20 protein-coding genes are annotated in these 19,263 nt (G+C 62.3%); 7 read left to right on the plus strand and 13 right to left on the minus strand.

All coding sequences use genetic code 11. From position 1 onward, the window contains the following. Positions 1-95: 95 nt before the first annotated feature. Entirely contained in the window at positions 96-713 is a 618-nt protein-coding gene (gene rpsD / locus EOC83_RS02475) for a 30S ribosomal protein S4 (protein ID WP_013532142.1), read from the minus strand. 375 nt (positions 714-1,088) lie between these two features. Between rpsD and EOC83_RS02480 the strand changes: the two genes are divergently transcribed. Continuing rightward, positions 1,089-1,298, plus strand: coding sequence for a hypothetical protein (locus tag EOC83_RS02480; RefSeq protein WP_013532143.1), 210 nt, complete (start codon positions 1,089-1,091; stop codon positions 1,296-1,298). A gap of 105 nt (positions 1,299-1,403) precedes the next feature. On the opposite strand, the gene EOC83_RS02485 is transcribed toward EOC83_RS02480, so the two are convergent. The 3 genes from EOC83_RS02485 to EOC83_RS02495 form a co-directional block, all read right to left on the minus strand. Continuing rightward, positions 1,404-1,592 carry a DUF3008 family protein gene (locus tag EOC83_RS02485; protein ID WP_013532144.1) on the minus strand — a complete coding sequence of 63 codons (189 nt, stop codon included), beginning with the start codon at positions 1,590-1,592 and terminating at the stop codon, positions 1,404-1,406. A 64-nt stretch (positions 1,593-1,656) separates the two neighbouring features. Beyond that, positions 1,657-2,457, minus strand: a complete 801-nt coding sequence (gene murI, locus EOC83_RS02490; RefSeq protein ID WP_013532145.1) for a glutamate racemase — start codon at positions 2,455-2,457, stop codon at positions 1,657-1,659. Beyond that, positions 2,450-3,364: an RNA methyltransferase gene (locus EOC83_RS02495; RefSeq protein ID WP_024504565.1), complete on the minus strand. Its 915-nt coding sequence runs from the start codon at positions 3,362-3,364 to the stop codon at positions 2,450-2,452. Before EOC83_RS02495 ends, murI begins: the two co-directional genes overlap by 8 nt. Positions 3,365-3,580: 216 nt before the next feature. Between EOC83_RS02495 and EOC83_RS02500 the strand changes: the two genes are divergently transcribed. The 3 genes from EOC83_RS02500 to EOC83_RS02510 all read left to right on the plus strand — a co-directional run bounded on the left by EOC83_RS02500 (position 3,581) and on the right by EOC83_RS02510 (position 5,775). Beyond that, complete coding sequence (locus EOC83_RS02500; protein WP_063167815.1) at positions 3,581-4,792, plus strand: NADP-dependent isocitrate dehydrogenase; 1,212 nt, start codon at positions 3,581-3,583, stop codon at positions 4,790-4,792. 137 nt (positions 4,793-4,929) lie between these two features. Next, on the plus strand, positions 4,930-5,109 hold the full coding sequence (locus EOC83_RS02505) for a hypothetical protein (RefSeq protein WP_027162373.1): 180 nt from the start codon (positions 4,930-4,932) through the stop codon (positions 5,107-5,109). Between the two features lie 12 nt (positions 5,110-5,121). Next, on the plus strand, positions 5,122-5,775 hold the full coding sequence (locus tag EOC83_RS02510) for a glutathione S-transferase family protein (RefSeq protein ID WP_063167814.1): 654 nt from the start codon (positions 5,122-5,124) through the stop codon (positions 5,773-5,775). A 52-nt stretch (positions 5,776-5,827) separates the two neighbouring features. On the opposite strand, the gene alaS is transcribed toward EOC83_RS02510, so the two are convergent. Continuing rightward, the gene (gene alaS / locus EOC83_RS02515) at positions 5,828-8,494 is read right to left on the minus strand and encodes an alanine--tRNA ligase (RefSeq protein ID WP_063167813.1); all 2,667 of its coding nucleotides are present in this window, start codon (positions 8,492-8,494) and stop codon (positions 5,828-5,830) included. Positions 8,495-8,786: 292 nt separating this feature from the next. Continuing rightward, positions 8,787-9,884: a recombinase RecA gene (gene recA, locus EOC83_RS02520; protein WP_013532151.1), complete on the minus strand. Its 1,098-nt coding sequence runs from the start codon at positions 9,882-9,884 to the stop codon at positions 8,787-8,789. Between the two features lie 280 nt (positions 9,885-10,164). On the opposite strand from recA, the gene EOC83_RS02525 reads away from it, so the two are divergent. Both EOC83_RS02525 and EOC83_RS02530 read left to right on the plus strand, forming a co-directional pair. After that, positions 10,165-11,109 (plus strand): carbohydrate kinase family protein, encoded by a 945-nt coding sequence (locus EOC83_RS02525; RefSeq protein WP_063167812.1) that lies wholly within the window; start codon positions 10,165-10,167, stop codon positions 11,107-11,109. A 74-nt stretch (positions 11,110-11,183) separates the two neighbouring features. Beyond that, complete coding sequence (locus EOC83_RS02530) at positions 11,184-12,101, plus strand: pseudouridine-5'-phosphate glycosidase (RefSeq protein ID WP_063167811.1); 918 nt, start codon at positions 11,184-11,186, stop codon at positions 12,099-12,101. A 69-nt stretch (positions 12,102-12,170) separates the two neighbouring features. Here the strand turns inward: EOC83_RS02530 and EOC83_RS02535 are convergent, their stop codons facing one another. Further along, the gene (locus EOC83_RS02535) at positions 12,171-12,494 is read right to left on the minus strand and encodes a TfoX/Sxy family protein (RefSeq protein ID WP_063167810.1); all 324 of its coding nucleotides are present in this window, start codon (positions 12,492-12,494) and stop codon (positions 12,171-12,173) included. A gap of 90 nt (positions 12,495-12,584) precedes the next feature. Between EOC83_RS02535 and EOC83_RS02540 the strand changes: the two genes are divergently transcribed. Further along, complete coding sequence (locus EOC83_RS02540) at positions 12,585-13,082, plus strand: GFA family protein (protein ID WP_013532155.1); 498 nt, start codon at positions 12,585-12,587, stop codon at positions 13,080-13,082. A gap of 184 nt (positions 13,083-13,266) precedes the next feature. On the opposite strand, the gene sufA is transcribed toward EOC83_RS02540, so the two are convergent. From sufA to sufB, 6 genes are all read right to left on the minus strand, one after another. Continuing rightward, the gene (gene sufA, locus EOC83_RS02545; RefSeq protein ID WP_013532156.1) at positions 13,267-13,647 is read right to left on the minus strand and encodes a Fe-S cluster assembly scaffold SufA; all 381 of its coding nucleotides are present in this window, start codon (positions 13,645-13,647) and stop codon (positions 13,267-13,269) included. A gap of 100 nt (positions 13,648-13,747) precedes the next feature. Further along, the gene (locus EOC83_RS02550; protein ID WP_013532157.1) at positions 13,748-14,140 is read right to left on the minus strand and encodes an SUF system Fe-S cluster assembly protein; all 393 of its coding nucleotides are present in this window, start codon (positions 14,138-14,140) and stop codon (positions 13,748-13,750) included. Positions 14,141-14,161: 21 nt separating this feature from the next. After that, positions 14,162-15,403, minus strand: a complete 1,242-nt coding sequence (locus tag EOC83_RS02555; protein WP_063170212.1) for a cysteine desulfurase — start codon at positions 15,401-15,403, stop codon at positions 14,162-14,164. 185 nt (positions 15,404-15,588) lie between these two features. Next, positions 15,589-16,857, minus strand: a complete 1,269-nt coding sequence (sufD, locus tag EOC83_RS02560; protein ID WP_063167809.1) for a Fe-S cluster assembly protein SufD — start codon at positions 16,855-16,857, stop codon at positions 15,589-15,591. Positions 16,858-16,876: 19 nt separating this feature from the next. Then, positions 16,877-17,632, minus strand: coding sequence for a Fe-S cluster assembly ATPase SufC (gene sufC / locus EOC83_RS02565; protein ID WP_013532160.1), 756 nt, complete (start codon positions 17,630-17,632; stop codon positions 16,877-16,879). Positions 17,633-17,659: 27 nt separating this feature from the next. Then, complete coding sequence (gene sufB, locus EOC83_RS02570; RefSeq protein WP_013532161.1) at positions 17,660-19,177, minus strand: Fe-S cluster assembly protein SufB; 1,518 nt, start codon at positions 19,175-19,177, stop codon at positions 17,660-17,662. Between the last annotated feature and the right edge of the window lie 86 nt (positions 19,178-19,263).

A 19,263-nucleotide genomic window follows, 5' to 3' on the forward strand; every position in this document is an offset into this window, starting at 1 on the left:
TCAATGGCCCAGAGCGCCGGATTAGCGGACATGACCGACAAAGAAAAGGCCGCCTCGACGGGCGGCCTTCGCAGGATGTCGCAGAACGCGCTCGTTTAGCGCGAATAGAATTCGACGACCAGGTTCGGTTCCATCTGCACGGCGAACGGAACGTCCGCCAGGCCGGGGATGCGCGAGAAGGTCGCGACCATCTTGTTGTGATCGGCTTCGATGTAGTCCGGCACGTCGCGCTCGGCGAGACCGACCGCTTCCAGAACGATGACCAGCTGCTTGGACTTTTCGCGGATTTCGACGACATCGCCCGGCTTGCAGCGGTACGAGCCGATGTTGACGCGCTTGCCGTTGACGTTGACGTGACCGTGGTTGACGAACTGACGGGCGGCGAAAATGGTCGGCACGAACTTGGCGCGGTAGACGACCGCGTCGAGACGCGACTCGAGCAGGCCGATCAGGTTCTCCGAGGTGTCGCCCTTGCGGCGGTCAGCCTCTTCATAAACCTTGCGGAACTGCTTTTCCGAAACGTCGCCATAGTGCCCCTTCAGCTTCTGCTTGGCGCGCAGCTGCAGGCCGAAATCGGAAAGCTTGCCCTTGCGGCGCTGGCCATGCTGGCCGGGGCCGTATTCACGCTTGTTGACCGGGGACTTCGGGCGGCCCCAGATGTTTTCGCCGAGACGGCGGTCGATCTTGTACTTCGCGGATTCGCGCTTGCTCATCGCATTCCCTTTTCAAAACAACACACCCGGAACCTCATGGTCCGGGTGAAGGAAACGCGCCCTCCTCTGGCCTCCGTTTTCGAGACCTGACAGGGTTTTCCCACGCAACGCGGCGGAAAACCCACGGGACACGTCAGTTCAAACAAGATAGTAGAATTGGATTTCCACGCATCTTGCGCACATAAAGAAAACCACCGGGCATTGCGGCCCGGTGTTAGCGCGCTGATTAAACGGAGATTTAACCGGTGTCAAGCTTGTGGCTGGCGTAGGCCATGGCGACGATATAGCGTCTCTGGGTTGAGTACAGTGCCGGATGTGGCGGGAGGTTGCGCCAGCGGCATCAGGAAGGGACCGGAGCAGAGGAGCTACATTCGCATGAAGAAATTCTTCCTTACCCTGACAGGAGCCGCTGTGTTGGCGGGATCCATGGCGGTCATGACACCGGAGCCGGCTGAGGCCAGGCATTGGCAAGGGCACCGGCACCACCAGGCTTGCCGCATCGTGATCAAGAAGAAAATTATCTGGCGGCACGGCCACAAGAAGGTCATCCGCTACAAGATCAAGCAGTGCAGAGGGCGCTGGTAGGCTGCAATCAGGCGGCCGACATCATTTCGAAGCCTGCGGTTTGGCCGCGGGCTTTTGATTCCGGCTCGTGTTCTTCGGCGTTTCCCTTGAACGGCGGACTGCACTCTAGCCTTTCGACTTCTTCTCCGGCAGGCCCTTGCGCTTCGTCTCGGCGAATTCCTCGAGCTGCTTTTCGCTCATCGATTCGTACATTCCCTTGGAAGCGCCCTGGAGTTCGCTCTTCTTGGTCTCGCCGCGCTTGGCCGACAGAGCCGCGCCGGCGGCTTTCTGCTGGGCTTTCGAGGTGGCTGGCATGGCTCTTTCTCCCGTTGGCATCAGGAGAAAAACGCAACGACTGCCGTGATGTTCCGCTTCGCAATCACGACATCGCCAACCCGAACCCCTGCATCAGGCGGCGGGTGGGGAAATCGGCTCTTTTCGATGTGAAGACGGCAAGGTCGGGCCCTTCAGGCAACATCTCGCCACGACCGCTCGGATCGATGTCGGCGAGAAGCGACAGCGCCCGGCGCGCGATCGCTTCGGCGGGGTCGAGCCAGTCGACCGGCCAAGGCGCCGTCTTGCGCATACGATTGGCCAGAAAGGGGTAGTGTGTGCAGGCGAGCACGACGATATCCGTACGCAGCGCATCACGTTCGACGAAGCATGGCGTGATCTCGGCGCGCACCGCCTCCTCATCGACGAAGCCCTCACGCATGTAGATCTCAGCCAGTCCCGCCAGCCTGTCGCTGCCGACCAGGCGGACATGGCATTTCTGCGCCCATTTGCTGATCAGGTCGCGCGTGTACTGGCGCTTGACGGTGCCAGGCGTCGCCAGCACCGAAACCAGCCCTGAGCGCGTGCGTTCCGCCGCCGGCTTGATCGCAGGCACCATGCCGACAAAAGGATGCTCGGGAAATCTGTCGCGCAGCGCGTCGATCACCAACGTCGAGGCGGTGTTGCAGGCGATGACCGAAATGGCCGGCGCAAACCGCTCAAGCAGTTTGCCGAACAATTCAAGGATATGCACCCTCAGCGCCGGCTCTTCCCAGGCGCCATAGGGAAACGCAGCGTCGTCGGCGACATAGATGAAACGGCGGTCGGGCATCAGCACGCGCGCCTCGCGCAGTACGGTGAGCCCGCCGATGCCCGAATCGAACATCAGGATCGGCCGCTCAGTCATTGTCGGTTCCTTTTCCGCCAAGCGGCGGTATGTCATCGTCCTTGCCGGCGCCGGCAAGGCGCGCCGCTTCCGCCTTGCGGGCTCGCGCGGCGGCCGCGGGCAAGCGCCGTGGATCATCGCCAGGGGACCCGTCGCCGCGCGGCATCGCCGGCGAAAACCTGTCGAGCGACGAGATGATGCCGCGCAGCACCTTCAGCTCCGGTTCGGCAAAACCGGCGCGCGTCAGCACCGCACGCAGATTGTCGATCATTTTCGGCTTCTTCGGTGCCGGCCGGAAATAGCCGCGCGCTTCCAGTGCGCCTTCGAGATAGGCGAACAGGCCGTGCAATTCCTCCTTGCTTGCCGGCTTCATGTCCGGGCCGGAAAAATTGGTCTTGGTCTCGTCTTCCAGGCCGGACTTCATCCATTCGTAGGACATCAGAAGCGCGGCCTGGGCGATGTTGAGCGACGAGAAATCGGGATCGACCGGGAACGTGACGATCTCGTCGGCAAGGCCGACCTCGTCATTGTAGAGGCCGAAGCGCTCGCGGCCGAACAGGATGCCGGTGCGCTGGCCCATTGCGTGACGGGTCCGAAGCATCCTGCCCGCCTCCACCGGCCCGCGCACGGATTTGAAGCCGTCGCGCTGCCTGGCCGTGGTGGCGAAGACGAAGTTCAGGTCGGCGAGCGCCGAGGCCAGATCGTCAAAGACGGTGACGGCGTCGATGACATGATCGGCGCGGCTCGCCGCCGCACGTGCCTTCTCGCTCGGCCAACCGTCACGCGGATTGACGAGGCGCAGCTCCGACAGACCGAAATTGGCCATGGCGCGCGCGACCATGCCGATGTTCTCGCCAAGCTGAGGCTCGACGAGGATGATCGCCGGGCCGGCGACTGCAATGCTATCAGGATCTTTGGTGACGGGCATGATTGTCAATGAACTGCTGTTTGCGGCATTTCAGCGTCCCCTGCCATATTCGGCCGGGAAAATGAAGCATTCGCAAATGACGACGGCTCTGGCCTCCAATTCGTGACCGATCGCCGTTTGCGTGGCCAAAAGCGCTTTGATATACGGGCGACATCTCCCGGCCCAACGCCACGCGGGCAAGGCCGTCCCACATCCCAGCAACGAGGCATTCTTTCCATGGCGAAGATCAAGGTGGCGAACCCGGTCGTCGAACTCGACGGCGACGAGATGACCCGCATCATCTGGCAGTTCATCAAGGACAAGCTGATCCACCCTTATCTCGACCTCAAGCTGGAATATTACGACCTCGGCGTGGAACACCGCGACGCCACCAACGACCAGGTGACGATCGATTCGGCCAACGCCATCAAGAAATACGGCGTCGGCGTGAAATGCGCGACGATCACGCCTGACGAGCAGCGCGTCGAGGAGTTCAAGCTGAAGAAGATGTGGAAGTCGCCGAACGGCACCATCCGCAACATCCTCGGCGGCACCATCTTCCGCGAGCCGATCATCATGAAGAACGTGCCGCGCCTGGTGCCCGGCTGGACCAAGCCAATCATCGTCGGCCGTCACGCTTTCGGCGACCAGTACCGCGCCACCGATTTCCGCTTCCCCGGCAAGGGCAAGCTGACCATCAAGTTCGTCGGCGAGGACGGCCAGGTGATCGAGCACGATGTGTACGACGCGCCCGGCGCCGGTGTCGCCATGGCCATGTACAATCTCGATGAGTCGATCCGCGAGTTCGCCCGCGCCTCGCTGAACTACGGCTTGCTGCGCAACTACCCGGTCTATCTGTCGACCAAGAACACCATCCTGAAGGCCTATGACGGCCGCTTCAAGGACATCTTCCAGGAGGTCTACGAGGCTGAATTCGAGACCGAGTTCAAGTCGAAGAAGCTGTGGTACGAGCACCGCCTGATCGACGACATGGTAGCCTCCGCCCTGAAATGGTCGGGCGGCTATGTCTGGGCCTGCAAGAACTATGACGGCGACGTCCAGTCCGACACGGTCGCGCAAGGTTTCGGCTCACTCGGCCTGATGACCTCGGTGCTGATGACGCCGGACGGCAAGACGGTGGAAGCCGAAGCCGCGCACGGCACCGTTACCCGCCACTATCGCCAGCACCAGAAGGGCGAGGAAACCTCGACCAATTCGATCGCCTCGATCTTCGCCTGGACGCGGGGGCTCGCCCACCGCGCCAAGCTCGACGACAATGCCGAGCTGAAGCGCTTTGCCGACACGCTGGAAAAGGTCTGTATCCAGACGGTCGAGTCCGGCTTCATGACCAAGGACCTGTCGCTGCTGATCGGCCCCGACCAGCCCTGGCTGTCGACCACCGGTTTCCTCGACAAGATCGACGAGAATTTGCAGAAAGCGATGGCGTAGGCATGTCGTCCAAAGGCTTCGCTCGATATTGATCTCGTGCGCGACAGCACTGAGTTAACGACAAAGACTTGAGGCGTGTCGAAGTGCAAATCTGTCTTCCGTGGATGAGCTGGATTTGCGAAAATAGGTAGATGTAAATGGCTATGTGGTTCGATCAGCAAGAACGGCTAAAGAGTACCAAGGGCAAAGAGCTCTTGGACTCCATGCCGAAGTTTGAGGTGCAAGCTGCCAATGTCGCTCCCGCTCCGGCGGAGCTTGGAGGCAAGATCACGCTCGTCATCGAAGATGGCAAGCCCGTTGTGAAGATAAAAGAATAGAGCGTCGCCCGCATCGATCATAGCGTCAACACCACATCGTCGAGCAAGCCCATCGTCTACGGGGCGGACTATAGCGTCTATGTGCGCATCGTCCGCCTCGTGCTTGAGGAAAAAGGCATCGACTACGAGCTTGTGCCAGTCGATGTCTTTGCCGCCGACGGGATTCCCGCCTGGTATTTCGAACATCATCCGTTCGGCCGCATCCCGGCCTTCGAGCATGACGGATTCCGGCTGTTCGAGACGAGCGCGATTGCCAGATATGTTGACGAGGCGTTCGACGGGCCAGCGCTGCAAGCGACGGAGCCTCGTGGCCGCGCAACCATGAACCAGATCATCGGCATGCTCGATGCCTATGCCTACAGATCGATGGTCTGGGATGTCGCCGTCGAGCGGCTGGAGAAGGCTCAGCCGGATGAGGCGTTGATCGCCGGCGGCCTTGCTCAGGCGAGCAAAGCGCTTCGGACGCTGTCCGCGCTGAAAGCGCCGGGACCGTGGCTGCTGGGCGACCAGCTGACGCTGGCCGACCTGCATGCCGCACCGATCATCGGTTATTTCGTCAAGGTCGCCGAGGGGCGAAATCTGCTGGCCGAGTTCCCTGATATCCGGGACTGGTATGCGCGCATTGCGGCTCGGCCGAGCTTCGTGCGGACTGAAAAAATCGGCTGATAAGTGACGTCCGCTGTCCCTCCAACCGTTGCTTTAAATTCAGTCCACTCGCCTACGCCGCTTCGAGTGCCGCCCTTACCGCAGCAATCGCATCATCGGCCTTGGAAGCGTCGGGGCCGCCGGCCTGGGCCATGTCGGGCCGTCCGCCGCCGCCCTGCCCGCCGAGTGCCGCCGAGGCCACTCGGACAAGGTCGACGGCGCTGAAGCGGCCGACGAGGTCGTCGGTGACGGCCACCACGACGCTTGCCTTGTTGTCTTCGCCGGCGCCGACGAAGACGACGACGCCGGAGCCGAGCGACGTCTTGCCGGCATCGGCCAGCGGCTTCAGGTCCTTCGGTGAGACACCTGAGACCGTCTTGCCGAGGAAGCCGACACCGGCGACCGTCTCATTGGCGGCTGGAGCATCGGCAGACGATCCGCCGCCCAATGCCAGCTTCTTGCGCGCTTCGGTCAGTTCCTTTTCGAGCTTCTTGCGCTCTTCGAGCAGCGTCTCGACGCGCGCCGGTACATCGGCCGGCGAAATCTTCAACACGGCTGCCGTCGCCTTCAAACGCCTGTCCTGCTCGTCGAGATGTTTGCGCGCGGCTTCGCCCGTCAATGCCTCGATGCGGCGCACGCCGGCGGCGACCGCGCTGTCCGACACGACACGCACCAGGCCGATGTCGCCGGTCGCCCGGACATGGGTGCCACCGCAGAGCTCGACCGAATAGGGCCGGTTCGCCTTGGCGCCGTGCAGGCCGGTGCCCATCGACACGACGCGCACTTCGTCGCCGTACTTTTCGCCAAACAGCGCCATGGCGCCCTCGGCGATGGCATCGTCGACCGACATCAGGCGCGTGGTCACCGGGCCGTTCTGGACGACGATCTCGTTGGCCATGCGCTCGACCTCTTCGAGGTCTTCGGCCGAAATCGGCTTGTTGTGCGAGATGTCAAAGCGCAGGCGCTCGGGCGCGACCAGCGAGCCCTTCTGTGCGACATGGCTGCCCAGCACTTCGCGCAGCGCCTCATGGATCAGATGCGTCGCGGAATGGTTGGCGCGCAGCCTCGAGCGCCTTGCATGATCGACCTTCAGCTCGACAGCCGCGCCCGTCTTGACGGTGCCGCTGGCCACCTTGCCGATATGCACGAACAGCCCGTCGGCCTTCTTCTGCGTATCCGAAACCTCGATCGAGAACCCCTCGCCGGAGATGACGCCGGTGTCGCCCATCTGGCCGCCGGACTCGGCATAGAACGGCGTCTGGTTGACGACGATCGCCACCGCGTCGCCCTTGCCGGCGCCGTCGACAGCCTTGCCGTCCCGGACAAGCGCCTGGATGATGCCTTCCGCAGCTTCAGTCTCATAGCCGAGGAACTCGGTGGCGCCGGCCTTCTCGCGCACCGAGAACCAGATGGTCTCGGTGGCGGCGTCGCCGGACCCGGCCCAATGCTTGCGCGCCTCGGCCTTCTGCTGCTCCATCGCGTTGGTGAAGCCGGCAATATCGACCGAGATGCTGCGCTGGCGCAGTGCGTCCTGCGTCAGGTCGAGCGGGAAGCCATAGGTGTCGTAGAGCTTGAAGGCCGTCTCGCCATCCAGCATGTCGCCGGCATGCAGCGTTTCGGTCGCCTCGGAAAGCAGGCCGAGGCCGCGCACCAGCGTCTTGCGAAACCTGGTCTCCTCGAGCTTCAGCGTCTCGGTGATCAATTGTTCGCCGCGCAGCAGTTCCGGATAGGCCTGGCCCATTTCGCGCACCAGCGCCGGCACCAGCTTCCACATCAGCGGTTCGTTGGCACCGAGCAGCTGCGCATGGCGCATGGCGCGGCGCATGATGCGGCGCAGGACGTAGCCCCTGCCTTCGTTCGAGGGCAGCACGCCATCGGCGACCAGGAAGGAGGACGAGCGCAGATGATCGGCAATGACTCGGTAGGAGGCGACCGTCTCCTTGTCGGGATCATGCCCGATCGCGGACGAGGCCGCGTCGATCAGGTGACGGAACAGATCGGTCTCGAAGACGCTTTCCACCCCTTGCAGGATGGAGGCCATGCGCTCCAGGCCCATGCCGGTGTCGATCGAGGGGCGCGGCAGGTCGATGCGCTCCTCCTTCGTCACCTGTTCATACTGCATGAACACCAGGTTCCAGAATTCCAGGAAACGGTCGCCGTCCTCCTCCGGGCTGCCGGGAGGGCCGCCCCAGATGTGCTCGCCGCGGTCGATGAAGATCTCCGAGCACGGCCCGCAGGGTCCGGTGTCGCCCATCGCCCAGAAATTGTCCGAGGTCGCGATGCGAATGATGCGGTCGTCGGAAAAACCGGCGATCTTCTTCCAGAAGCCGGCCGCCTCGTCATCCGTGTGATAGACGGTGACCAGCAGCTTGTCCTTGCTCAGCCCGAATTCCCTGGTGATCAGGTTCCAGGCAAGCTCGATGGCGCGCTCCTTGAAATAGTCGCCGAAGGAGAAGTTGCCGAGCATCTCGAAGAAGGTCAGATGACGCGCGGTGTAGCCGACATTGTCGAGATCGTTGTGCTTGCCGCCGGCGCGAACGCTCTTCTGGGCGGTCGAGGCGCGCGAATAGGGCCGCTTCTCCAGGCCGGTGAAGACGTTCTTGAACTGTACCATTCCGGCGTTGGTGAACATCAGCGTCGGGTCGTTGCGCGGCACCAGCGGACTCGACGCGACGATCTCGTGACCCTCCTTGCGGAAGTAGTCGAGAAATGTCGACCGGATTTCGTTCACGCCACTCATGAATGCTGCCTTTTCAGAAGGGCCGCCGGCAAACCGGCGGAAATGGGCTCTGCGTTTTAGAAGATTAGGACTTGGCCTTTTAGCCGCCGCGCTTCACCCTGTCCAGAAACACGGAATTGGTCCAATCCACGGCCTTTGCCGGCCGTTCGAACCGGCCTGTTTTCGCCGCCGAAACGCAAAACCGCCGGCACTGGGCCGGCGGTTTCAAAACGCATTAACGCGGAACTCGATTACTTAAGCCCGAGATAATAGAATGCGATTATGGCCGAACTCCGGCCGACCTCGCGAGTTGTCACATCGCGCCGGATTCCTCCTCGAACCCGTCGTCGCCACCTTCGGAGCCGCCATTCTCAAGGAACTTTTCGGCGATCAGCCCGGCATTCTGTCGGAGCGCCAGCTCGATCTCGCGTGCGGTGTCGGGATTGTCGCGCAGGAACAGTTTGGCATTCTCGCGGCCTTGGCCGAGACGCTGCGAATTGTAGGAGAACCAGGCGCCCGACTTCTCGACCACGCCGGCCTTGACGCCGAGATCGACCAGTTCGCCGGTCTTGGACACGCCTTCACCATACATGATGTCGAACTCGACCACCTTGAAGGGCGGCGCCAGCTTGTTCTTGACCACCTTGACGCGGGTCTGGTTGCCGACGACTTCGTCGCGGTCCTTGACCGAGCCGATGCGGCGGATGTCGAGGCGCACCGATGCGTAGAATTTCAGCGCGTTGCCGCCGGTCGTCGTCTCGGGCGAACCGAACATGACGCCGATCTTCATGCGGATCTGGTTGATGAAGATGACCATGGTGTTGGAGCGCGAGATCGAGGCGGTCAGCTTGCGCAGCGCCTGGCTCATCAGGCGGGCCTGCAGGCCGGGCAGCGAATCACCCATCTCGCCTTCGATTTCGGCACGTGGCGTCAGCGCCGCGACCGAATCGACCACCAGCACGTCGATGGCGCCGGAGCGCACCAGCGTGTCGCAGATTTCCAGCGCCTGCTCACCGGTGTCGGGCTGCGAAATCAGCAGGTTTTCGAGATCGACGCCAAGCTTGCGGGCATAGACCGGGTCAAGCGCGTGCTCGGCATCGACGAAAGCGCAGATGCCGCCCTTCTTCTGGGCTTCGGCCACGGTGTGCAGGGCCAGCGTCGTCTTGCCCGAGCTTTCCGGCCCGTAGATCTCGATGATGCGGCCGCGCGGCAGGCCACCGACGCCAAGCGCGATGTCGAGGCCAAGCGAGCCGGTCGGCACCGTTTCGATCTCGACGACCTGCTCGTTGGCGCCGAGCCGCATGATCGAGCCCTTGCCGAAAGCCCGCTCGATCTGCGACAGCGCCGCATCCAGAGCCTTTGATTTGTCCACTGCCTTGTCCTCTACCAGCCGCAAAGAATTCTGAGCCATGATACATCACCCCTTGGTCGTCAATGAAGGCCGGACAATCCGTAATCCCTGCCTATTTGTACCTTTTTTGTTCTCATTTGGCAAGAGGGATCAAATATCTGAAAAACAAGCAATATCCGGATTTGTTCTTTTTTTGTCCAAGGATTCGATCAGGAATGCACCGCACGTTGGGCCAGACGGCTCGGTTGTTTCGACCTGCCGAATCGCCGCCTTGCATGCGAAGCTCGGTCGCACAGCCTAGCGCTTGTGCGGCTGGAATAACAAAGGTCATATCGCCGGCATGCTGAAATCCGCGAAAATACTGGCCGTAGGCGGCGCCCATATCGACCGGCGCGGCCAGGTGTCCGGCGCCTACGTGCCCGCCGCCTCCAATCCGGGCACAATGCGCGAGGATGTCGGCGGCGGCGTCTTCAACGCCTTGCGCAGTGCCGTGCGGCGCGGCGTCTCCGCGTCGCTGATGTCGGTTCGCGGCGGCGATCCCGCTGCCGACACCGTTTCGCGAGCCATTGCCGGGGCAGGCATTACCGACCTGTCGGCGGTCTTCCTCGACCGCACGACGCCGAGCTACACGGCACTGATCGACAGCGAGGGCGAGTTGATCGTCGGCTTTGCCGACATGGCGCTCTACGACCTGGCGTTTCCCAAGCAGATCAGGCGCTCCAAGGTGCGGGAGGTGATCGCCGCCGCCGACGCGATCCTGTGCGACGCCAATCTGCCCTCTTCGGCGCTGGAACGGCTGGTCGCGCTCGCTGCGGGCAAGCCGGTTTTCGCGATTGCCATTTCGCCGGCCAAGGTGGTGCGGTTGCTACCGGTGCTGAAGGAGCTTTCGCTGGTCTTCATGAACCGGCGCGAGGCCATGGCGCTGGCCGGCGTCGCCGCGAATGCCACGGAGCGCGAGGTCGTCGACGGGTTGCGATGCAGCGGCCTCGTCAGCGGCGTGGTGACGGCAGGCGGCGGGCCCATGCTGGGCTTCGATGAAGCCGGCGCCTTCTCTATCCTGCCGCCGCCACCAAGAAAGGTCGCCGACGTCACCGGCGCCGGTGATGCGCTGGCAGGCGCAACGGTCGCTGCCTTGCTGCGCGGACTGCCGTTGCGGGCAGCTCTGCGCGAAGGCATTGCCGGGGCGACGCTTGCCATCGAAAGCGCCGCCGCCGTTCCGGAGTTCACCGCGGCGAGCTTCGCGGAAGCGTTGGCTCTTGTGCCGGATGCCAGGGAAATGGCATGAGACCGGCGAATTCATAGTGCCGCGATGTTGCCGAGCGTCCGACGGACGCGCCGCATTCCGGATAGGAGACCTTGATGACCCCTGAGACCGCCCGCCCCTTCATCGACATCCACGCGCCGGTGGCGCAGGCCCTGGCCGACGGCCGGCCGGTGGTGGTGCTGGAAAGCACCATCATCACCCATGGCATGCCCTACCCCGACAATGGCGCCATGGCGGCCGATGTCGAAAAGATCATCAGCGATGGCGGCGCCGTGCCGGCGACGATCGCCGTGGTTGGCGGCCGCATCAAGATCGGGCTTTCGGACGGCGAGCGCGAATCGCTGGCGATGACGGGCGACGCGATGAAGCTGTCGCGCGCCGATCTCGGTTTTGCCGTGGCGCAAGGGCGCACCGGCGGCACCACGGTCGCCGCCACGATGATCGCGGCGCATATGGTCGGCATAAAAGTGTTTGCCACCGGCGGCATCGGCGGCGTGCACAAGGGCGCCGAAAAGAGCTTTGACATTTCCGCCGATCTCGACGAGCTGGCGCGCACCCCGGTGATTGTCGTCTCGGCCGGCGCCAAGGCGATCCTCGACATCGAAAAGACGCTGGAAGTGCTGGAGACGCGCGGCGTGCCGGTGATCGGCCATGGCTGCGAGACGATGCCGGCCTTCTGGTCCAGGCAATCGCCGTTCCGCGCGCCGCTGACCTTGCACGAGCCGGAAGAGATCGCGCATTTCTACCAGACGAGGGCAGCACTTGGGCTTGCTGGCGGCATGCTGATTGCCAATCCTGTGCCGGAAAACCAGGAAATCCCGGCTGCGGAGATGGCGGGCTATATCGACGCCGCGCAGAAGGCCGCCGAGGCACAACATGTCACCGGCAAGGCAGTGACGCCATTCCTGCTGGGAAAGATCCTCGAACTGACCGGCGGCAGGAGCCTGAAGACCAACATCGCGCTGGTGGAAAACAATGCAAGGTTGGCGGCGAGGATAGCCAGGGCATTGTAGGGCACGGCCTCCAAGGTCGGCGGGACAGAGGGGGGTGCTGTCCCTCCGCTGTGCCAAGAAGGTTGGCATTCACTTCCCCGCCCGCCGCCCCGCCTCATACGCCCGGCGTGCCCAGGCCGCCATCTCCTCGGGATCATCGAAAGCGCTGTCGGGAACGCTCCAGTAGGGCATGGCGACCAGCTTGCCGTGGCGCGAGCCGGTATAGGTCCATTGCGTGCAGCCGGCGGCCTCGAACTCGGGCGCGCTTTGCTCGTCGGCTTTCAGCATCAATTCGCCACGCAACACGATGGCGACGATGACGCCGTCGAAATAGATGCCCTTGCCGCCGAACAGTTTGCGGATGCTGACAGGGCCGAGACCCTCGAACAGTTCGGCGATGCGTTCATTGTCCATGCCGCGATCATGTCACCGGCATCTGGCCTTGTCATCGCCGCAACCAAAATCATGCTGACAGGTTGAGAGAGGTATCGGAGTTTTCCCGCCATGCCGCTTCTGCTGAAAGGGTCCTGTCGCTGCAATGCCGTGCGTTTCGAGGTGGAGAGCCACACGCCGGCGCCATTCATGCTGTGCTACTGCTCGATCTGCCGCAAGCAGCAGGGCGGCGGCGGGTTTGCCATCAATCTCGGTGCCGACAACGAGACACTGAACATCAGGGGCAAGCGCAGCCTCGGCGTCTTTCGGGCGGAGATCGAGGACGACGAGCATCCGCATTGCGAAATCTCAACCGGCGAGCGCAATTTCTGCAAGAAATGCGGCTCAGCCCTTTGGCTCTACGATCCAACCTGGCCGGAGCTTGTGCATCCCTTCGCCTCGGCGATCGACAGCGACCTGCCCATCCCACAGAGCAAGGTGCACCTGATGCTGAAATACAAGGCGAACTGGGTCGAGCCGGTGGTTGGCAAGCACGACAAGGTCTTCGACGTCTATCCCGAGGAATCGATCGCCGATTGGCACAAGCGGACGGGCATGTGGGTGGAGTGAGTTTCTTCGCCCCGTTTACGGGGAGGTGAGGAGTGATCCGCGCAGCGAACGAAAAGCCAATTGCTTGGATTTTCTAACGACGTACGCCGGCAGGCTGGGCGGAGCTAACTCTGGAGAGGCTGGCGCTGCCCCTCATCCGTCACTTCGTGACACTTTCTCCGCGTAAACGGGGCGAAGGAAAAAATCAGGCCGAAGCGCGTGCCTCTGCCAGTGCCTTCAGGTCGGCCGGCTTCAGTTCGACGGATTCGCCGCAGCCGCAGGCCGAGCTCTGGTTCGGGTTGTGGAAGGTGAAGCCGGTGCGCAGCGTCGTCTGCTCGAAATCCATCTCGGTGCCGAACAGGAATAGCGCGGCCTCGGGCGCGACATAGACATGAGCGCCGTCGCGCTCGATATGGTCGTCCTTGGTGTTGGGCTCGGTCACCAGATCGACCGTATATTCCATGCCGGCGCAGCCGCCCTTCTTGATGCCGAGGCGGATGCCATGCGCGTTGTCGCGGGTGGCGACGATCTCGCGCACCCGGTCGGCGGCCTTTTCGGTCATGGTGATGACGGCGAAGCGTCCCATTCTTTTTCCTTCCATTCCATGCAGGTTCAAGGCCTGCCGAATGATTCCTCACCTAAAATGGTGAAGTTTTATCCCTCGCGCAAGTGTGCCAGGCTTGACGCTAGTACCAGCCCACCGCCACCTGCGCCTCTTCCGACATGCGGTCGGCCGACCATGGCGGGTCGAAGGTCATGTTGACCTCGACGCCGGACACGCCTTCGACGGCGCCGACGGCATTTTCGACCCAGCCGGGCATTTCGCCGGCGACAGGGCAGCCGGGAGCGGTCAGCGTCATGTCGATCTTGACCGAGCGATTGTCCTCGATGTCGATCTTGTAGATGAGGCCGAGTTCGTAGATATCGGCCGGGATTTCCGGATCGTAGACCGTCTTCAGCGCCGATACGATGTCGTCGGTCAACCGCGCCAGTTCGTCGGCTGGAATGGCCGATCCCGAAACCAGCGCATTGGGCGCGGTTTCCGGAGTGGTCTCGGCAGCGATGCTTGCATCATCCATGGTCGTCACCCAAAAAAATCGTCATCCGAAGAATTTGCGCGCTTTCTCAAGCGCCTCGGCCAAAGCGTCGACTTCGGCCCTGGTATTATACATGCCGAACGATGCCCTGCATGTGGAGGTTACGCCGAAACGTTTCAACAGCGGCTGGGCGCAATGGGTGCCCGCGCGGACAGCAACGCCCTGCCTGTCTATCACCATCGACACGTCGTGCGCATGAATGCCTTGCAGTTCGAACGAGATGATGGCGCCCTTGCCGGGCGCATCGCCGAAGATGCGCAGCGAATTGATGGCGCGCAGCCGCTCATGCGCATAAGTCTTGAGGTCTTCCTCATGCGCGGCGATGCGCTCGCGGCCGATCGTTTCCATATAGTCGAGCGCGGCACCCAGTCCGATCGCCTGCACGATCGGCGGCGTGCCGGCTTCGAAACGATGCGGCGGCTCGTTGTAGGTGACGATGTCTTCCGTCACCTCCTCGATCATCTCGCCACCGCCCATGAAGGGGCGCATGCCCTGGAGAATGTCCTTCTTGCCGTAGAGCACCCCGATGCCCGAAGGGCCATAAACCTTGTGCCCGGTGAAGACGAAGAAGTCGCAGTCGAGATCCTGCACATCGATCGGCATATGCACGGCGCTCTGGCTGCCGTCGACGAGGACGGGAATTCCACGCGCATGCGCGATGCGCACGATTTCCTTGATCGGCGTCACCGTGCCCAGCGCATTCGACATCTGCGTGACGGCGACCAGTTTGGTGCGGTCGGTCAGCCGTTTTTCGAATTCCTCGATGTGGAGGACGCCGAGATCGTCGACCGGCACCCAGACCAGCTTGGCGCCCTGCCGCTCGCGGATAAAATGCCAGGGAACGATGTTGGAGTGGTGCTCCATGATCGACAGCACGATCTCGTCGCCCTCGCCGATGTTGGGCATGCCATAGCCATAGGCCACGGTGTTGATGGCCGAGGTCGTGTTCGAGGTGAAGATGATGTTGTCGGTGCTTGGCGCGTTGAGGAAACGGCGTACCGTTTCGCGCGCCTTTTCGTAGGCGTCGGTCGCGGCATTGGACAGGAAATGCAGGCCACGATGGACGTTGGCATATTCCTGGCTGTAGGCGTGCTGGACAGCGTCGAGCACCGCCTGCGGCTTCTGTGCCGAGGCGCCATTGTCGAGATAGACCAGCTTCTTGCCATAGACTTCCCGCGACAGGATCGGGAAATCGCGGCGGATCGCTTCGACGTCGTAGGGAATGTTTTCGAGTTTCTGGTCCATTTCAAAGTCCTTGCCGGCCAAGGCCGAGATCCTTCCAACACCCCTCATCCGACCGAGCTTCGCTCGGCCACCTTCTCCCACAAGGGGAGAAGGTCTAGCGCTTTACCTTCTCCCCTTGTGGGAGAAGGTGGATTGGCGCGTAGCGCCAAGACGGATGAGGGGTGGCTTTGCCGGACCCCATCCAATTAGCCGTGTGCCACGAACCAGCCGTCGAGCCGCGCTTCCAGCGCTTCGACGATCGCCTCGTCGTCCAGTTCCTCGATCACCTCGGCGACGAAGGCCTTCACGAGCAGCCCCCGCGCGCTTTTCTCGTCGACGCCGCGCGCCATCAGGTAGAACAGATGATCGTGGTCGATCTCGGTGACCGTCGCGCCATGGCCGCAAATCACGTCGTCGGCGAAGATTTCAAGCTCCGGCTTGGTCGAGAACTCGCCGTCGTCCGACAGCAACAGCGTGTTGCATGCCATCTTGGCGTTGGTCTTCTGCGCATATTGATGGACGTTGATGCGGCCCTGAAACACGCCGCGCGCCTTGCCCGTCACCACGTTGCGGATGATCTCCGTCGAGGTCGTGTGCGGCACGGCGTGGTCGAGAACCATGGTCACGTCGGTATGGGTGTCGCCGGCCAAGAGGTTGATGCCGCGCAGCTTGAAATCGGCGCCTTCGCCAGTCGTCCTGACCATGATCTCCTGGCGCACGAGCTTGCCGCCGGCGTTCATGACGAACAACGTCAGCTTGGCATTCTTGCCGATATGGGCCTTGAACTGGGCCAGATGCGTCGCCGTTTCCGGCTGTTCCTGGACAATCAGCCACGTCACCTCGGCGCCTTCGCCGAGCACGAGCTGGCTGACCGAGCTGCCCAGGGCAGCGCCGTCACCTGTCTGCCGTTCGACGATGACGGCCTTGGCGCCGGCGCCGACACGCACTGGCAGGCGCACATGGGTCTGGCCGCCGGCCTGCAGGTTCTGCAGCTCGACCGGCTTTTCGAGTTCCACGCCATCGGCGATGTCGACAAAATATCCGTCGGCGACGAAAGCCGTGTTCAGCGCGCCGATGGCGTCGTCGCTGCCATAGGGGTCGAGCCCAGGTGCTGCGCTGCCGTCGACCAGCTTTTCCGACAGGCGCTGGAAAGAGACGCCTTCAAGAACCGGCACTTTGGCGTCGGACTTGCCGTTCAGGATCGACACCACAGTGGAACCGTCAACGATCGGCGCAATGGCCTTGGCCATGGCGGCAGGGTCGAAGTCCGGCACGGTATTCAGCAACCGGCGCAAGTCGGTATAGTGCCAGGATTCGACGCGCCGCGTCGGCAGGCCGTGCTTGATCGTCTCGATGGCGTCGTCGCGCTTCAGCATCACCGCGCCGTCGCCCGGCAGCAGCGACAGCCGGTCGCCGAACGCGTCGATCAACGCTGTCTCGGCCGGTGTCCGCTGCGGTTGTGCGTGCATGTTCATCGGTATTACCTCTGGCATCTCACGCTGCTTCGCCGATCACGCCGGCATAGCCATTGGCTTCCAGGTCGAGCGCCAGCGACTTGTCGCCTGACTTGATGACCTGCCCCTTGTAGAGCACATGCACGGTGTCGGGCACGATGTGCTCAAGCAGGCGCTGGTAGTGGGTGATGACCAGGAACGCCCGGTCCGGCGCGCGCAGCGCGTTGACGCCGTCGGAAACGATCTTCAGCGCATCGATGTCGAGGCCGGAATCGGTCTCGTCGAGCACGCACAATTTCGGCTCCAGCAATTTCATCTGCAGGATCTCCGCCCGCTTCTTCTCGCCGCCGGAAAAGCCGACATTAAGCGGCCGCTTCAGCATCGCCATCTCCATGCTGAGCGAGGCGGCGGCTTCCTTCACGCGCTTCAAAAATTCCGGGATCTTCAGCGGCTCCTCGCCGCGCGCCTTGCGCTGCTCGTTCATCGCCACTTTCAGGAATTCCATGGTGGCGACGCCCGGTATCTCCATCGGATACTGGAAGGCGAGGAAGATGCCTGACGTGGCGCGCTCGGCCGGATCCATTTCGAGGATCGACTGGCCGTTGTAGAGGATGTCGCCCTCGGTCACCTCATAGTCCTCGCGACCGGCGAGGATGTAGGACAGCGTCGATTTGCCCGAGCCGTTCGGCCCCATGATCGCGGCAACCTCGCCGGCTTTCACCGTCAGGTTCAGACCGCGGATGATTTCGGTGCCGTCATCGACGATGCGGGCGTGCAGGTTTCTGATTTCAAGCATTTTTTCGTTTCCTGAATATCTGTCCGGTCAGCCGACCGAGCCCTCAAGCGAGATACCGATCAGCTTCTGCGCCTCGACAGCGAATTCCATCGGCAGTTGCTGGATGACGTCCTTGACGAAGCCGTTGACGATCAGCGCGATCGCCTCCTCTTCAGGGATACCGCGCTGCATGACGTAGAATTTCTGGTCCTCGGAAATCTTCGACGTGGTCGCTTCGTGCTCGAACTGCGCCGTCGAATTCTTGGCTTCCATGTAGGGCACGGTGTGCGCGCCGCACTGGTCGCCGATCAGCAGGGAATCGCAGTTGGTGAAGTTGCGGGCGTTGGTCGCCTTGCGGTGCGCCGAGACCTGGCCGCGATAGGTGTTCTGCGAGAAGCCGGCGGCGATGCCTTTGGAGATGATGCGGCTCGACGTGTTCTTGCCGAGGTGGATCATCTTGGTGCCGCTGTCGACCTGCTGATAACCGTTCGAGACAGCGATCGAATAGAACTCGCCCGAGGAATCGTCGCCGCGCAGGATGCAGCTCGGATATTTCCAGGTGATCGCCGAGCCGGTCTCGACCTGCGTCCACGAGATCTTCGAGCGATCGCCACGGCAGTCGCCGCGCTTGGTGACGAAATTGTAGATGCCACCCTTGCCCTCGGCGTCTCCGGGATACCAGTTCTGCACCGTCGAATATTTGATCTCGGCATCGTCGAGCGCCACCAGTTCGACGACGGCGGCATGCAGCTGGTTCTCATCGCGCTGCGGCGCCGTGCAGCCTTCGAGATAGGAGACGTAAGCCCCCTCCTCGGCGATGATCAGCGTGCGCTCGAACTGGCCGGTGTTCTTCTCGTTCATGCGGAAATAGGTCGACAGCTCCATCGGGCAGCGCACGCCCTTGGGCACGAAGACGAACGAGCCGTCGGTGAACACGGCCGAATTCAGCGTGGCGTAATAATTGTCGGAGGTCGGCACAACCGAGCCGAGATACTTCTTCACCAGTTCGGGATGCTCGCGGATGGCTTCCGAGATCGAGCAGAAGATGACGCCGGCCTGCGCCAGCTCCTTCTTGAAGGTGGTGACGACGGAAACGGAATCGAACACGGCGTCGACGGCGACGCGGCCCGATTTGTAGACATTGTCGCTGACTTCCTCGAGTTCCGAGGCGTCGGTCTTCTGCACGCCGGCGAGGATTTCCTGCTCGCGCAGCGGAATACCGAGCTTCTCGTAGACCTTCAAGAGTTCGGGATCGACATCGCTGAGCGAGGTCGGGCCGGGCGTGCTCTTGGGCGCCGCGTAGAAGTAGATGTCCTGGAAATCGATCTTGGGATAGTGGACGCGCGCCCAGGTCGGCTCGTCAAGCGTCAGCCAACGGCGATAGGCTTCCAGACGCCATTCCAGCATCCAGGACGGTTCGTCCTTCTTGGCCGAAATGAAACGGATAATGTCTTCGCTGAGGCCTTTGGGGGCCTTATCCATCGCGATTTCGGTCTGGAATCCATATTTATATTGGTCGACGTCGATCTTTCGGACCCGATCGATCGTGTCCTGCACAGCAGGCATATGCGTTCTCCATCCACGCCGGGGTCAAGGCCCGACAGTTTTCAAACTATGGCACCGCCAAAACGAACCCCAAAAAGGCGCTTGCG

It is taken from the genome of Mesorhizobium sp. Primo-A (genome assembly GCF_003997175.1).
Taxonomy (GTDB): Bacteria; Pseudomonadota; Alphaproteobacteria; order Rhizobiales; family Rhizobiaceae; genus Mesorhizobium; species Mesorhizobium ciceri.

Coding starts and splice junctions, on each gene's coding strand:
- rpsD (WP_013532142.1), bottom strand. CDS start 713: ATGAGCAAGCGCGAATCCGCGAAGTACAAGATCGACCGCCGTCTCGGC.
- EOC83_RS02480 (WP_013532143.1), top strand. CDS start 1,089: ATGAAGAAATTCTTCCTTACCCTGACAGGAGCCGCTGTGTTGGCGGGA.
- EOC83_RS02485 (WP_013532144.1), bottom strand. CDS start 1,592: ATGCCAGCCACCTCGAAAGCCCAGCAGAAAGCCGCCGGCGCGGCTCTG.
- murI (WP_013532145.1), bottom strand. CDS start 2,457: ATGACTGAGCGGCCGATCCTGATGTTCGATTCGGGCATCGGCGGGCTC.
- EOC83_RS02495 (WP_024504565.1), bottom strand. CDS start 3,364: ATGCCCGTCACCAAAGATCCTGATAGCATTGCAGTCGCCGGCCCGGCG.
- EOC83_RS02500 (WP_063167815.1), top strand. CDS start 3,581: ATGGCGAAGATCAAGGTGGCGAACCCGGTCGTCGAACTCGACGGCGAC.
- EOC83_RS02505 (WP_027162373.1), top strand. CDS start 4,930: ATGGCTATGTGGTTCGATCAGCAAGAACGGCTAAAGAGTACCAAGGGC.
- alaS (WP_063167813.1), bottom strand. CDS start 8,494: ATGAGTGGCGTGAACGAAATCCGGTCGACATTTCTCGACTACTTCCGC.
- recA (WP_013532151.1), bottom strand. CDS start 9,884: ATGGCTCAGAATTCTTTGCGGCTGGTAGAGGACAAGGCAGTGGACAAA.
- EOC83_RS02525 (WP_063167812.1), top strand. CDS start 10,165: ATGCTGAAATCCGCGAAAATACTGGCCGTAGGCGGCGCCCATATCGAC.
- EOC83_RS02530 (WP_063167811.1), top strand. CDS start 11,184: ATGACCCCTGAGACCGCCCGCCCCTTCATCGACATCCACGCGCCGGTG.
- EOC83_RS02535 (WP_063167810.1), bottom strand. CDS start 12,494: ATGGACAATGAACGCATCGCCGAACTGTTCGAGGGTCTCGGCCCTGTC.
- EOC83_RS02540 (WP_013532155.1), top strand. CDS start 12,585: ATGCCGCTTCTGCTGAAAGGGTCCTGTCGCTGCAATGCCGTGCGTTTC.
- sufA (WP_013532156.1), bottom strand. CDS start 13,647: ATGGGACGCTTCGCCGTCATCACCATGACCGAAAAGGCCGCCGACCGG.
- EOC83_RS02550 (WP_013532157.1), bottom strand. CDS start 14,140: ATGGATGATGCAAGCATCGCTGCCGAGACCACTCCGGAAACCGCGCCC.
- EOC83_RS02555 (WP_063170212.1), bottom strand. CDS start 15,403: ATGGACCAGAAACTCGAAAACATTCCCTACGACGTCGAAGCGATCCGC.
- sufD (WP_063167809.1), bottom strand. CDS start 16,857: ATGAACATGCACGCACAACCGCAGCGGACACCGGCCGAGACAGCGTTG.
- sufC (WP_013532160.1), bottom strand. CDS start 17,632: ATGCTTGAAATCAGAAACCTGCACGCCCGCATCGTCGATGACGGCACC.
- sufB (WP_013532161.1), bottom strand. CDS start 19,177: ATGCCTGCTGTGCAGGACACGATCGATCGGGTCCGAAAGATCGACGTC.